The organism is Pseudomonas sp. NUPR-001 (assembly GCF_052147955.1).
Lineage (GTDB): Bacteria > Pseudomonadota > Gammaproteobacteria > Pseudomonadales > Pseudomonadaceae > Aquipseudomonas.
In genome coordinates, this window is record NZ_CP197353.1 from 5239071 (window position 1) to 5253591 (window position 14521).

13 protein-coding genes are annotated in these 14521 nt (G+C 60.6%); 4 read left to right on the top strand and 9 right to left on the bottom strand.

The window, feature by feature from the left end; all coding sequences use genetic code 11:
* Nucleotides 1-33: 33 nt before the first annotated feature.
* Nucleotides 34-597, top strand: a complete 564-nt coding sequence (locus ACP6KB_RS24140; RefSeq protein WP_442109869.1) for a hypothetical protein — start codon at nt 34-36, stop codon at nt 595-597.
* A gap of 364 nt (nt 598-961) precedes the next feature.
* On the opposite strand, the gene ACP6KB_RS24145 is transcribed toward ACP6KB_RS24140, so the two are convergent.
* The 7 genes from ACP6KB_RS24145 to ACP6KB_RS24175 all read right to left on the bottom strand — a co-directional run bounded on the left by ACP6KB_RS24145 (nt 962) and on the right by ACP6KB_RS24175 (nt 6662).
* Nucleotides 962-1570: a cupin domain-containing protein gene (locus ACP6KB_RS24145; RefSeq protein WP_023102011.1), complete on the bottom strand. Its 609-nt coding sequence runs from the start codon at nt 1568-1570 to the stop codon at nt 962-964.
* Between the two features lie 151 nt (nt 1571-1721).
* Nucleotides 1722-2435: a DUF1989 domain-containing protein gene (locus tag ACP6KB_RS24150; RefSeq protein ID WP_023102010.1), complete on the bottom strand. Its 714-nt coding sequence runs from the start codon at nt 2433-2435 to the stop codon at nt 1722-1724.
* Nucleotides 2436-2462: 27 nt separating this feature from the next.
* The gene (locus ACP6KB_RS24155; RefSeq protein WP_023102009.1) at nt 2463-3695 is read right to left on the bottom strand and encodes a M20 family metallo-hydrolase; all 1233 of its coding nucleotides are present in this window, start codon (nt 3693-3695) and stop codon (nt 2463-2465) included.
* Entirely contained in the window at nt 3692-4498 is an 807-nt protein-coding gene (locus ACP6KB_RS24160) for an amino acid ABC transporter ATP-binding protein (protein ID WP_023102008.1), read from the bottom strand. The genes ACP6KB_RS24155 and ACP6KB_RS24160 overlap by 4 nt, the downstream gene beginning before the upstream one ends.
* Nucleotides 4499-4502: 4 nt before the next feature.
* Nucleotides 4503-5138 (bottom strand): amino acid ABC transporter permease, encoded by a 636-nt coding sequence (locus ACP6KB_RS24165; protein WP_023102007.1) that lies wholly within the window; start codon nt 5136-5138, stop codon nt 4503-4505.
* A gap of 11 nt (nt 5139-5149) precedes the next feature.
* Entirely contained in the window at nt 5150-5806 is a 657-nt protein-coding gene (locus ACP6KB_RS24170) for an amino acid ABC transporter permease (protein ID WP_023102006.1), read from the bottom strand.
* Between the two features lie 10 nt (nt 5807-5816).
* Complete coding sequence (locus tag ACP6KB_RS24175) at nt 5817-6662, bottom strand: transporter substrate-binding domain-containing protein (protein ID WP_023102005.1); 846 nt, start codon at nt 6660-6662, stop codon at nt 5817-5819.
* Nucleotides 6663-7452: 790 nt separating this feature from the next.
* Here ACP6KB_RS24175 and ACP6KB_RS24180 point away from each other — a divergent pair.
* Complete coding sequence (locus ACP6KB_RS24180; RefSeq protein WP_011911464.1) at nt 7453-8937, top strand: DUF1254 domain-containing protein; 1485 nt, start codon at nt 7453-7455, stop codon at nt 8935-8937.
* Between the two features lie 37 nt (nt 8938-8974).
* Here the strand turns inward: ACP6KB_RS24180 and ACP6KB_RS24185 are convergent, their stop codons facing one another.
* A complete protein-coding gene (locus tag ACP6KB_RS24185; RefSeq protein WP_003302555.1) occupies nt 8975-10015 on the bottom strand; it encodes an AraC family transcriptional regulator in 1041 nt (346 codons plus the stop codon).
* 173 nt (nt 10016-10188) lie between these two features.
* Between ACP6KB_RS24185 and ACP6KB_RS24190 the strand changes: the two genes are divergently transcribed.
* Nucleotides 10189-12042 carry a DUF1302 domain-containing protein gene (locus ACP6KB_RS24190; protein WP_003302556.1) on the top strand — a complete coding sequence of 618 codons (1854 nt, stop codon included), beginning with the start codon at nt 10189-10191 and terminating at the stop codon, nt 12040-12042.
* 10 nt (nt 12043-12052) lie between these two features.
* The gene (locus ACP6KB_RS24195) at nt 12053-13408 is read left to right on the top strand and encodes a DUF1329 domain-containing protein (protein ID WP_036999587.1); all 1356 of its coding nucleotides are present in this window, start codon (nt 12053-12055) and stop codon (nt 13406-13408) included.
* Nucleotides 13409-13486: 78 nt separating this feature from the next.
* Here the strand turns inward: ACP6KB_RS24195 and ACP6KB_RS24200 are convergent, their stop codons facing one another.
* Complete coding sequence (locus ACP6KB_RS24200) at nt 13487-14434, bottom strand: LysR family transcriptional regulator (protein ID WP_003302559.1); 948 nt, start codon at nt 14432-14434, stop codon at nt 13487-13489.
* Nucleotides 14435-14521: the final 87 nt, after the last annotated feature.

Genomic DNA, 14521 nt, shown 5'->3' on the forward strand with positions numbered 1-14521 from the left:
CGGTGGCTGACTCTCTGCCTATCGTTTCAAACGTTGCACTTATTCTATGAATTCAGGCCAGAAACAAAGGGCGCTGCAAGACAGGCTGCGAATGATGTTCTGCGTATTAGAGAAGCCCAGCCGCAAGCTACTTATACCTTAGCTCCTCCCGCGCACCGGACCGCACCGGCCAAGACTTTTGATCCGTTGGCATTGAGCCGTCAGGTTGGCTCTGTCATCACAGATGATACGACTAAGTGGGAGGTGTTCACTGCTGCACTCGACTATATCAAAGAGGTCTATGGCCACGAATGCAGCAAAAAGGCTGACGTGGAAAATAACTTTGCCCATATTACTCAAAACGCTTCGCTGTCTGTTTTGGGTTGCTATGCCGTGGTAGGGCGTTTAGTCGTTTTTTATTTCTTTGACGAATTGCGCAAGGTAGTTCAGCAAGGAAAATTCAAAGGCTTCAACATGACTTGGACTGTAAAGCTACTAGACCAAACACGTGATTGGTCTGCAGCGAATAATGAGCAAGATTGGGTGGATGCTCGCTGCGTGGCTGTAGATCGCGCGCTGAGTGAAAACATTCAATACTTCCATCGCCATATCAGCTAAAGAGCGTAATTGACCACCCATTTGCATTCGACTTGACCAGTCGCTTGCATCGGACGTGACCAGTCCACTGGCCAAGCCTGACAGGTGTAAATCAACTCTAAACTGCCGCTCACCAAGGGCGGAAATCGGCCAAAAGCGGGCTTTAGATGGCAGTCCCACTTGACTGTCAAGGTTCGCTACGGTGTTAGCTGCGGCTTCCAATGCATCAACTGACTCGACCGGAGATGGCTGGACGGCAACGGTTCCCGTTGTCTCGTAGGGCGCTGACTGGACGCTAGAGAGGGCATCTGCCGCGGCCTCTTGGCGAGTAGCGCCTGGCTGGCAGCTCGTTGCGCCATTTCCTGGCAGGCAGAGGGACACACGATCAGAACGTAACTGGGGTATTGACCCAGAGAATACGCGCTTCGCTATCGCCACCGTTTCGGTAACCATGGGGTAGGTTGCTGGGGAAATGAAAAGCATCGCCCGCCGTCAGGCTGTAGGTGTGCTCACCGATAGTAAGCTCGATACTGCCCGTGAGTACGTAACCCATTTCCTCGCCGGGATGCTCAATCAGACCATCGCTGGCCACCCCTGGAGCCACAATATGGATATTGCCCTGCAGCAGGCCGCCCTTCTGCAGATGGGTGATGCGCTCCAGACCGATCTCGCCATCCTTGTTGCGTTTGACGAAACGCTTCACCGGCCTGTCTCCAGCACGCAGCACCGGCTCATCGGATACCCACTCCTCCGATGTAAGTGTCGACACGTTGCTACCCAGGGCCCCTGCCAGGCGGTGAAGCATCGCCAGCGAAGGTGACGCAGCATCGTTCTCCAGCTTGGAGATCAGACTCTCCGAGCAGCTGGCGGCGACGGCCACCTGCTTGAGGGTCAGCCCGGCAACCTTGCGTGCATGGCGCAGGCGCATGCCCAGGCTGGGCAGACCGTCGGTGTGGTGAGCCTTGAAAGAAGGGGTAGGACTGGGTTTACGCATGCGCATCTCAATCAATGAGTGACGAAGGGGAGCAGCCATGAGCGGCGCAGTATCGTCCAAGGCGGGCGCGAAGTTTAAGCCGTGCCCACCTCACCGCCACTGCTAGCCGTCAAGCCAAGCCCGTGCCAGAGGGCTCAAACCTGCCAGCCGATTAGCCGGCACTGACCACAAAGTGCACTTCCACCGGATTCAGGTCGTTGATCGGCACGATGTCCTGTGGGCAGGCCGACATGACCACCACGCAGTCTATAGCTGCCTGGATCTCCACGTAGTCACCGGCCTTGGATACCGGAGGCAGCCACTCGATGCTGTAGTCCGAATTGACCGGAATGTTCATCCACAGGTTGAATGGCTGAGGGACTTCGCGGGCACGCAAACCGATGGCCTGCAAGGCCAGGCGCATATTGTCGGCGCAGCTATCGTGGTAACCCTCAACACCGAGGTTGGTGTAGCGATGCAGATCGCAGGCGGCGATCAGGGTGTCGTGCACGCCTGGCGAGGTGTCGGTGAGCAGCGTGCCGATGGACCGGCGGCGGTTGCTGAACAGCTCGTCACCCGCCTTCGGAATGATTCGGTCGATATGCGCGCGGGCATGTTCCATGGAGAGAAATTCACTGAGGTCTTTGGCATTGAACAGCCAGGTGTCGCACACCTGGGTGCCGTGGGTGTTGATGATCTTGATGACCTCACCCGCCTTCAAGCGCACGGCACGGCCGCAGCGTGCCGGCACGGTGTATGTCTTGCCGAGTTCCGGCGTACCGTCGGCCGACAGCGGCTCGTTGAGGGTGGCGTTGGTGCCCAGCGAGGCGCCGTTGTCGAGCTGGCAGCAGGCGGGGTAATCGTGGGCGTGGTTCGAATGGCTCATGGTCGCTCCTAGGTGGGCAAGGACAGGTCAGGCTTGTTCAGCCAGTTGGACGAGGCTCCAGGCCAGCGCACGGGCGCCGACTTCGAGCTGGGAAGGTTCGGTGTATTCCTTGGGGTTGTGGCTGATGCCGTCGCGGCTCGGCACGAATAGCATGCCGGTCGGGCAATGCGTCGCCAGGTACATGGCATCGTGAAAGGCGCCCGAGCGCAGGCTCAGGGATGCTTCGCCAGTGGCGTCGGCGGCCTGCTGAAGCACGTCGACGACAGCTGCATCGAACGCCACTGGCGGATGACTAAAGAGCATCTGCAGTTCGGCCTGCGCGGGCAGGCAATCGGCCAGCGCCGCGTCGAAGGCGTCCAGCACGGCACTGTCGGCGTGCCGGAAGTCGATGCTGAAAGTCACCTCTCCGGCTATTGTGTTGATCGAGTTGGGCAGCACGTGCCAGCGTCCGAAGGTCAGGCGCTTGTCGGTGCCCGCCAGGCGCTCGGCCAGGGCGTCGATGGCTGGCAGGCAGCCGGTAGCCAGCAGCATCGCATCCTGACGCATGTCCATCGGCGTGGTGCCGGCATGGGCGGAGGCCCCATGGCAGCGGACCTGGTACCAGCGCACACCCTGAATGCCGGATACCACGCCAAGCGGCACACCCGCGCGTTCCAGCACCGGCCCCTGTTCGATATGCAGTTCGATGAAAGCATGCGCGGCGATCCTGTCGCGCAGCGGTAGCCCGGCGAAACGTCGGGCATGCTCGTCCAGAGCCTCACCGACACTGACGCCCGAAGCATCCAGGCTGTCTCGATAGGCAGCCATGCGGGTCGGTTCGACGAAGGCGCTGGAGCCCATGGCTCCGGGGCTGAAACGACTTCCCTCTTCGTTCGTCCACACCACCAATTCGATGGGGCGGCGCGTGCGCAAGCCCTGATCGTGCAGCGCCAGCAGGCACTCCAGACCGGCCATCACGCCGTAGCAGCCGTCCAGATGACCACCGCTGGGCTGGGTATCGATATGGCTGCCGGTCATCACTGGCGGCAGATCCTCCAGGCCGTCGAGGCGGATGAACAGATTGGCGCAGGCATCCGTCCATACGCGGCAACCGATACGCTGCGCCTCGCCGATCAGCCAGGCACGCGCCTCGAAATCTTCTGCGGAAAGCGCTTGGCGATTCATCCCGCCGGCCTGTAACGCGCCGAACCCGGCCAGGGTATCGAGCAGGCCATGCAGACGCTCGGCACGCACCGCCGCCATCACCCGTTCGGCATTCATTGGCACATCTCCTGGCGTGGCGTCAGGCTGCGGTTGAACCAGGGTTTGAGGAACTGCCTCAGGCGGTCGGTGGCGGGTGCCTGGAACATCGTCGCCGGCGCACCGGTTTCGACGATCTGCCCAGCTTCCATGAACACCACCTGGCTGGATATCTGTGCGGCGAAACTCATCTCGTGGGTTACCATGACCATGGTCATGCCGTCGCTGGCCAGGCCGCGAATTACCTGCAGTACCTCTTCTACCAATTCCGGATCAAGCGCCGACGTCGGCTCGTCGAGCAGCATTAGGCGAGGCTTGACCGCCAGCGCCCGGGCGATACCGACGCGCTGTTGCTGCCCACCGGACAGTCGTGCCGGATAGGCGCCAATCTTGGCTGCCAGGCCAACCCTTTGCAGAGCGGCCTCGGCCAGCGAGCGCGCGTCGGTTCGGTTCAGACGCTTGCCCAGCAGCAACGGCGCCATGACGTTTTCGAGCACCGTCATGTGCGGCCAGAGATTGAATTGCTGAAACACCATGGCCAGCGGTCGACGTACCTCGGCGATGATGGCGGCGCTGTCTTGGTCGGTTGGGCGCCGTCCGGGGCCGCTGTAACCAAGCAGCTGGCCATCGATCCATACCTCGCCCTGGTCATAGGCTTCGAGGAAATTCATGCAGCGCAGGGCAGTGGTCTTGCCGGAGCCGGAGGGGCCGATGAGCGAGACGATCTCACCAGCCCGGACACTGAGGTCGAAGCGCTGCAGTACGGTATTGGCGCCGTAGGACTTGCCCACGCCGCGCAGTTCAAGAAGGGGCAGGTTGCTCATCGGGTCATCCTCGCAGGTAGCGCGTTGCGCGACGGCCGAGCGCAGCGGCGGCGAAACCCACCAGCAGCGTCAGCAGCCAGTACGAAAGCACCAGCAGCACGTAGGGCACGACATAGGAAAAGGTGTTGGACACGATCTGTCCGGCGGTCATGGTCAGCTCCGGCACGGTAATGATCGACGCCACCGCGCTTTCCTTGATGGTCAGGATCACCTGATTGCCCAAAAGCGGCAGCGCGAACGCCAGCGCCTGGGGCGTCTGAATGTGCCAGAAGGTCTGGATGCCGCTCAGACCATGCACCTGCGCGGCCTCTAGCTGACCAATCGGCACGCTGGCCCAGGCCGAACGAAGCAACTCGGCGAAATAGGCCGCGCTGTAGAGGCACAGTGCAAGAATGCTGGCCTCGATGGCGTCCAGGGTCACACCAAGCACTGGCAGACCGAAGTAGATCAGCAACAGTTGCGCGAGGAACGGTGTGCCGCGCACCAGCCAGACATACAACCGATACACAGCAATGAAGCCAGGTACCGCCAGGCGCAACGCGTTGAGGGTAAAGCCCAGCAGCAGGCCCAGCGCCGCACCGGAAAAACTGATGCCAAGGGTGACCAGCAGCGCATGGCCGAAATCGGGAAGGTGATTCATCCAGTTCTCCATCAGCTGCGCGCCTGCCAGCGACGCTCCAGCTGGCGCCCGAGCAGAGCCAGCAGGCTGGTCAGCGCCAGGTAGAACAGTGCGGCGACGAGATATACCTCCAGCGGGCGGTAAGTCTGCGAAACCAGTTGCTGGCTGACCCGCATCAGGTCGGTGATGGAGATCACCGAGACCACTGCCGACACCTTGATCACATCGATCAGCTCGGAAATCAGCGCCGGCAGGGTCAGACGTACCACTTGCGGCAACTGGATGTGCAGCAGCGTGCGCCAGCGACCGATGCTGAACACCGCAGCGGCCTCCAGCTGCCCTGCCGGGATAGCAGCGAAACCGCTACGCAGGATTTGCGATTGGTAGGCCCCAGTATTCAGGGCCAATGCCAGACCGGCGGCGACCAGCGCCGGCACGTCCATGCCCAGCCCGGCAGGCAAATAGAAGAGCAGCAGCAACTGCGCCAACATCGGCGTGCCACGGAAGAAACTCACATAAACCCTGGCGAACGCTACGCAACCTCGGCTGCGACTGCTGCCCAGCAGATAGATCAGCACGCCGAGAACGAAGCCCAGCAGCATCCCGGCCAGGCACAGCCACAGTGTGGTGAGCGCACCGTCGAGCAGAGCAGGCCAGTAGAGTGCGAAGCGAACGCCGAAGTCATCCATGGTCAGCGACTCAGATGCTCGGCTCGGGCATGGCGTCGGCCGGCACATCCATGGTGAAGCCGAACCATTTTTCCTGCAGGGCCTTCATGGTGCCGTCACGGTTAGCACGGGCGATACCGTCGCTGAACAGTTTGACCAGGCTGGCGCTGTCGGCATCCTTGCGGCCGACCCAACCGTAATAGGTCTGCGGGCCGAGCATGTCGCTGAGCGTGCTGAACACGCCAGGACGCGACTTGATCAGCGGGCCGAGGTTGGACAGCGACTGGGCAACGCCATCCAGGCGGCCCAGCGCTAGATCGGCGTACGCCTCGTCGAAGCTGACGTACTCACGAATGGCCTTGAGGCCAGGCTGGCCGGCGTCCTTGAGTTTCTGGTCATAGGCCTGCAGAACCTGCAATTGGCCGGAGCCGCTCTGCGAACCGACCACCTTGCCGTTGAGATCGTTCAGGCTGCTGATCGAGTCGTCATTGCCACGCTTGAGCAGTGCAACGGTGGACTCGGCGATCGGCACGGTGAAGGCGAATTGTTCGAAGCGCGCCTTGTTGACGGTCACAGAGGTCACCACGAAATCGAACTTGCCTGTATCCAGACCCGGCAAAATGCCTTGGAAGGGTAGGTCGAGTTGCTTGACCTTGACCTCCGGCAGATCCTTGAGCACGTAGGTCATCAGATCAGCGCCATAGCCGACGATCTTGCCGTTCTCCACCGATTCGAACGGTGCGAAGCGGGCTTCGGTGGCGATGGTAATTTGCTTCTTCTGCTGGACGCGTTGCAGCAGGTCGTCGGCGTGGGCCAGGGAGCTGGCGAGCAGAGTGGCCAGGGCAAATGTCAGGTTTTTCACGGCACGGCGTTGCATGGCGAGACCTCTTCTTGAAGAGATGGATATTTATTCAAGCAACTTGAATAAATGTACATGAGCATGAATCGTGCCAGCCTGTGGACAGGTTGCCGGATGGGAAAAATGGGCTGAGCGAAGATCATTGCGCACCATTGGTGAGCAGATGGGAGATTAGATGGGCCGCGATGGTGCTCGCCGAAAGTGTCGTCTGGTCTCGATCATCAGCACGCCTTGCGGCCGGTCTCAACCGTGAGCCAGGGCGTCCATCATCTAAGCTCTAGCGATGCAGGACCAGATCGATGAAGGTTGCCCTAGCAGTGGTCCAGTTGGGGCGGGTACAGACCCCGGCGTTTAAGCCGGTAGATGGCAAACGGCTTCCAGATTCACTCCGTCAGAGGCCAATATATAAGGCGCGTAATAGTTGGAGTGGTAATGGGGTCTGATGCCGGGTGCTCAATTATCGCGTCCGCCAGCTGCCGAAAAGAGACACTGCTGGTCGGCTGCTATCGGCCAAAAGCGGCCTGTAGCAGGCAGCGTAAAAGGTCAGGAGCTGACGGCCACCGAACAATGTCTCCGTCCATGGCAGTTGGTTGCAATAGGTCTGAAGCGACCCTTGGCTCAGGATTGAATCGGTTTGCCTGCAGCTGCGCGAACCTCACCAATGCAGCTGCCTTGATGAGAGACTTGGGCGCTGTGGCTTGCTTAGGCTTGTCTGCGCAGGTCAAAAAACTGGCAACCAGAGTTGAGACCCACCAGCCAACCAACCCTAGAGTGGTATTCCCGATACTTTCAATAACAGGGAATGCGTATGAAACTCAAACTCTTGGCGACGGTTCTAGTGGGCGCCGCTCTGACCGCCGGGTATCAGTACCTTGCCGTCCCCGACCTGCAGAAGAAAGACCCCGACGCCGGCCTCAGCCGTGATGAAATCCGGCAGCGCGATGAACGTGCGCAGGAGAACTGGGCCTACTCACTGGGGCTGCAGGCCTATGTCTGGGGCCTGCCGCTGACCATCACCGACCGTGAACGCCTGCTGCGACTGAATGAGCGCAAGCTGAAATTCGTCACCGAGCGCCAGATCTGCCCCTGCGCCCCCATCAACCAGATTGGCCACATGACCAAGCTGGCTACCTCGCAGGATGAGCTGCCTTATACACCCAACAACGACACGATCTACAGCGGCGTCATGCTGGAGCTCAAGGATGATCCGGTGATCCTCAGCCTGCCGGATGTCCAGGACCGCTACTGGAGCGTGCAGGTCGCCGATGCCTATCTGGAGAACCTGCCCTATATCGGCACCCGGGCGACCCAGGGCAAGGGCGGTCACTATCTGTTCGCCGGCCCTGACTGGCAGGGCGAAGTACCCACAGGCGTCGAACTGCGGCGCCTGTCGACCAACTCCGGCGCCCTCGCCCTGCGCTACGGGGTGAGCAAGGAAGATCCTCAGGACCTGCCCCGCGTGCTGGAACTGCAGAAACAGGTGCACACCACCTCGCTCAGCAATTGGGGCAAGCCCGATGGCTTTGGCAAGGTGACCACCGTGAAGATGTCCCGCAAGGAATACAGCGGCGACCTGGCCCTCTTCGAGCGCATGGTCGATCTGCTGAATGAGAACCCACCGCGTTCGGAGCAGCGCGCTGCCGTGTCCATGTTCCAGAGCATCGGCATCGAGCTTGGCAAGCCCTTCGATGCCAGCCGGCTGCACCCGGCCACGGTGGCTGGCCTTAAGCGTGCACTGGCCGACAGCCAGGACCTGATGACTTGGAAGGTGAAGTACCGCGGCACGCCCTACCCGACCCGCTGGAACAACCTGCACGAGGGCAGCTACGGCTTCCACTTCATCAACCGCGCAGAGGGTGCGCTCGAAGGTCTGATGGTGCATGACCGCGAAGAAGGGGTGTACTTCAGCACCTATGAAGATGGCACCGGCCAGTTGCTTGATGGCCAGCAGCGCTACATCTTGCACTTCGAGCGTGATGCACTGCCCCAGCTTCAGGACAAGGGTTTCTGGTCCATCACCCTGTACGGCACCAACTTCCAGCTGGTGGACAATGCCATCGACCGCTACTCCATCGGTGACCGGACCCCGGGACTGACCTACAACCCGGACGGTTCACTGACGCTATATATCCAGCACCAGCCCCCCACCGGGCTCGAAAGCAACTGGCTGCCTTCACCTGATAAAGGGTTGTTCCGTTTGAACTACCGCATCTATCTGCCCGATGAGAAGACGCGCAATCCAAAGACGCTGCAGCAGTTCATTCCGCCCATCCAACCCCAGGCGCGCAGCTGAGCCCAACATGCCGGGGCGCCCTCTCGCCCCGGCTGACTCAGTGGCGCTCCCTGAGCGCGCGCCGGTACTGTCCGGGACTGCCACCGGTCCAGCGCTTGAAGGCACGGTTGAAGCTGCTCTGGTCGATAAAACCCAGATTGAATGCAATCTCGTTCAGGCTCATCCCCGACATGCCCAGATAGCGCAGCGCCAGGTCCTGTCGAATCTCATCCTGCAGTTCTTTGAATGATGTGCCCTCCTCGGCCAACTTGCGATGCAGGTTGCGGCCACTCATGTTCAGGCGCTCGGCAATGTGCTCTAGCCCAAGCTTGTCGCTACTGAGCAAGGCGATGATCTCCTTGCGCACTTGCAGGCTGACCTGCTCGTGGCGCATTCGCCCCAGATAATCGCGCAACAACTGCTCGTTCATTCCAGCAATCATGGCGTTGGCCGCCGGCAGCTCCCGATCCAGCACGCCGGAAGCCATCAGCATGACATTCGCCTCGGCGCCAAAGTACACGGGCACGCCGAAAAACTGTTCAAAAGCCTCTAAGCGGTGAGGTACCGGACGGCACAAACGAACCTCGAGCAGCCCTTCGGCAGCACTGGCTCCAAGTAACTCGCGAAAGGTTCTGAACAACACCCCCATGAAGGCATCAACAGGGAAAAATGGCCGCTGTGCCGAACCGGAGCTATCAGAGCCCAGTATCAATGCCACCCCCACAGGGCTCTCGACCACCTCGATTGCCGCGATGGTAGTGACCACCCGCACATAGCGCTGCAGCCGATCGAGCGCCTCTCGCAGGGTGGAGCTGGCCTGCAGCGCAAAGATCAGGGCATTGAGGTGAGTCGGATAGAGATTGGCAGCGACCTGAAGACCAAAAGAGTCATCGCCGGTCCGTTCGACACAAAGCCGCCAGAGCTTCCACATGTTGACCACGGCAACTCGCAGCTCTGGATCACGAATCACCCTGGGATCGATACCGGCCTCCAGCATCAGCGGCACCGCCTCGATGCCATACCCCTGCAGCGCTCGCTGAATAGCCAGCGCCCAGGTGGCAATGGTCGTATGGGCTAGTTCGTGGGGCGGACTGCTCATCCGAATTCCTGTCTGAAATTGTCAAAAACGCGGCTGTGCGCGCCAAGAAACAAGGGACTTACGCGGCCTATCTTAAGCCCCCCGGCAAGCGGGGCAACCGTTTGCACTCACAACAACAAAAACAGTTTCCGAGGCATACCATGCACCAATTACGCAGAGGCCATGGCGCCCTTGTGTTTACACTGCTGGCCGTCAACAGCACGCTCTGCCACGCCGCTACCTTCGAACTCGACAACGGCATCAGCGGCCGCTGGGACACCAGCCTGTCAACTGGCATGAGCATCAGCACCAGCGATCCAGACAGGAATCTCCTGCCCACTGTCTATGACGGACGCGCCGCCGGCATCAACGGTAACGACGGGCGCATGAACTTCAAAGCCGGAGACACCATATCAAGGGTGGTCAAAGGTACCACCGAACTGGCGCTTAGCCGGGACAACCTCGGGCTGCAGATCAGCGGCAAATTCTGGCACGACGACCTGCTGGAAAACGGCGACGCCCGCTTCAAGGACTTCGACGACTCGGGCTTCGATTCGCTGGCCAAGTTTTCCGGCGCCGAACTGATGGATGCCTACGTCTGGGGCGAATTCCAGCTCAATGACCGGCCGCTGGATCTCCGTCTCGGTCAGCAGGTCCTGAGCTGGGGGGAAAGCACCTTCATCCAGGGCGGCCTCAATGTGATCAACCCGATCGACGCCAACGCCCTAACCACGCCCGGGGTCGAGATCAAGGAAGCGCTGATTCCGGTCAACCTGTTCAATCTGTCGCTTGGCATCAGCGAGAATCTCTCGACCAGCGCCTTTTACCAACTGGAATGGCGCGCCACGGTACAGCCAGGTTGCGGCACCTTCTTCGCCCAGTCGGATGCCAGTCAGCCAGGCTGCGGCCCACTGTATGCCGTTTCAGGTCGAACGGAAGCGCAACAGGAGAACATGCAGCTGGTCAATCCGCTGCTGCCGGCCGGGGCCAACATGGTTATTCCGCGAATCAGCGACGATACCCCCGCAGATGCCGGGCAGTGGGGGGTGCGCCTGGACTACTTCGCCGAAGAGCTGAACAGCACCGAGCTTGCCTTCTACGTGATGAACTATCACAGCCGGCTGCCCTATACCAATGCGATCACCGCCGACTATTCCAAGCGTCCGGGCAGCGGCTTCTTCCTACCCGGAGTTACCAACAACCCGCTCTATGGTGGCAGCAACGCCAAGCCGCTGGCCCAGGCGCCGCTCTACCAGATGGCCTTCCCCGAAGACATCCGGCTGTACGGCATCAGTTTCAACACCTCAGGACCCTGGGGTATCTCTATGTCCGGCGAGCTGAGCCACAGGCCCAACCAGCCGATCGCCATCAACGGTCAGGACTTTCTCTACGCCAGCGGCTTTCTCGACACCGAGTCACCCATCGTCGACGAACTGTTTGGCCTGGACATTCAAGCCCCGGGAAGCGGCCCTATTCTGGCCAAAGCCGCCGGCCTCTATGGGACACAGGTGCAGGGCTATCGGCGCAAACCGGTTAGCCAGCTGCAACTGACGGCCATGCAAACTTTCAGCGACATCTGGGGCGCAGATAACCTGCTGTTGATTGCCGAAGTCGGCACCGTGCACGTGGCGGATCTGGAGCCGGTCGAGACCCTGGCCTATGGCCGCGACGCCGTCTACGGTTCCGGCGTAGAAGGTGCCGCCATTGCCTGCAAGAACCCGGCGTTGAAGCAGGACTACTGCCAACGGGAGGGATATACCACGCCCTGGTCCTGGGGCTATGCAGCCCGAGCCAACCTGACCTACAACGACCTGCTGCCGGGCACCGTGGTCACCCCATCGTTGGCCTGGCGTTATGACGTCGAAGGTTATGCCCCCTCTCCGGCTCCGCAATTCGTCGAAGGCCGCCAGGCCGTCACACTGGCCGTGAACTTCGACTATCTGGAGCGCTACAACGCCGCCGTCAGTTACACCGACTTCTTCGGTGGCGACTTCAATCCGCAGACCGACCGCGACTTCATCTCATTCACCCTTGGCGCCAAGTTCTGAGGACTTATCCATGCTTAATAGCCCAATCTCCCGCCACACACTCCTGGCACTAAGCCTGATGATCAGCATGCCCGCTTTCTGTGCCGTCTCGGCCGAACAGGCGGCACAGCTAGACCAGCAACTAACGCCCATGGGCGCCGAACGTGCTGGCAATACCGACGGCAGCATCCCCGCCTGGGACGGCGGATACAAGCCATCGACCTCAGGCGGAGCGCTGGTCGATCCCTATGCCGCCGAGCAACCGCTACAGCGCATCGACTCCGGCAACATGGCGCAATTCGCCCAGTGGCTGAGCCCAGGCACGCAAGCCATGCTCCGTCAGTACCCGCAGAGCTTCCATCTGCAACTGTATCCCTCGCACCGCAGCGCGGCCTATCCCGAGTCCATCCTGAAACAGAGCCGGCAAAACGCCACCCGGATCAGACTGAACGCCAGTGGTAGTGGCCTGGAGGGTGGCTACACCAGCGGCGTGCCGTTCCCCGTCCCCCTGCGTGCCGAAGAGGTTATCTGGAACCATGTCACCCGCTACCGTGGCGGGGCGGTCAAGCGCGAGGTTCACCGCATGCCGGTGCAAACCAGCGGTGCCTATCAGGCCAGCCTCATCCGCCAGACACAGGTCTTTGCCAGCAATGTCCGGGACAACACGCCAGACAGCAATCTGCTCTTCTATTTCATCGGCCAGACCCTGGCTCCGGCGCGCCAGGCCGGCAACATCGCCCTGATTCACGAGCCCCTGGATCAGGTACAAACCCCACGCCAGGCCTGGGCTTACAACGCCGGACAGCGGCGTGTCCGGCGAGCCCCTACACTGGCCTACGACTCACCACAGAACAGCTCGGATGGCCTGGCCACATCGGACAACATGGATATGTACAACGGTGCGTTCGATCGCTACGACTGGACCCTCAAAGGCAAGCGCGAACTGTTGATTCCTTACAACAACTACCGACTGCACGACAAAGGGCTGAAGTACGCACAAATCATCCAGCCTGCGCATTTGAATAGCGACTACGTGCGCTATGAGCGGCATCGGGTCTGGGAGGTAGAGGGAAAGCTCAAAGCAGGCCAGCGCCACATTTACGACAAGCGCACGTTTTTCATTGATGAGGACACCTGGCAGATTGCCCTAGCGGACCATTACGACGCCCGTGGTGAGCTATGGCGAGTATCGGCAGCCTACCAGTTGAACTTCTACAACGACCTGGTGCCCTGGATGACCGCCGAGGCTATTCATGATCTGCAGTCTCGCCGTTATCTGGTCAGCGGCCTGAGTAATGAGACCCCGAGCGAGGCCAGCTTCGGCCATGAGGCTCTGCGCCAAGACTTCAAGCCAGATGCCTTGCGCCGCTTGGGCGGGAAGAACTGAAGGATCGGTCTTCGGCGAGTCAGCCACCGGCGTCGGACGACGATCTGCTGCAGGTTGACCGCCTTGCCATGCCCTTCCCTAACGGGCCAACCAAGCATCTTGGCGCTGGCGCACGGTGGTATCGTGGGCCAGAAGCACCTCGATAAAGCATTGCGCAGCAAGTGATAGGCGTCTGCCGCGCAGATGAGCAATCCCGAAACGCCCGCGCAGGCCAGGGTCAAGGCTGCGTAAAGCCTGTAAGTCGCCGCGCCGCAGTTCGTCTTCCACCATAAACCAAGGCAATATTGCCAGCGCCTCACAGCCCTGTAGGAGCTGTTTGATAATGGCCGAGCTATCGCAGGTGATGGCCAGCTTCCACTGCTCACGCCAGGTGTTCTGTAAGGCTCTAGGTAGGCGCTTGAGCAGCTGCTCACGAATATCCTCGGGAAGGTTGGGTCCGGCCAGTGGATACTTCAACAGCATCTCCAGACTAGGCTCGGGGTGCTCAAGCAAGGGATGACCGGCGCGGCACATCGGCAGCGTGTGGTGCTCACCAAGGGCCTGTATCGTATAGCTGGGGTCGTCCTCGATCTCGTGCAAGTCGGCCACCAGCAGATCTATTTCCCGGCGTTGCAAACGCGCGGGCAGTTCTTGCCAGGGTGCCAACACCACCTCCAAATGCACGCCGGGGTGCGCGCGGTTCAAAATGGCCAGCACCGGGGCGACAAGCGCGGCGCCGGCAAACGGACCTACTCCCACACGCAACTCACCTTGCTCCAGGCCGCGCGCCAATTGTAGGTCACGCTGCAAGTCCTGGGCGTGCAGCAGCAGTTGCCGGGCATGCTGCAATAACAGTTCGCCCATCGTTGTGGGGGTCACTTCGCGGTGGCTGCGATCAAACAGCTGCTCGCCAACCTGAGCTTCCAGCGCTTGCAGGCTGCGGGTCAGCGCCGGCTGGGAGAGGTGCAGCGCCTCTGCGGCGCGGGCAAAGTTGCCATGTTCGACCAGGGCCAAGGCATGACGCAGGTGACGGAACTCTATATTCATGTCTTTTGCTCATCAATTAAATGATTTGATTGCATTGGACGCATAGTAGATCGCACGCCATGCTCTGACCAGACACTCTCTGGAGAA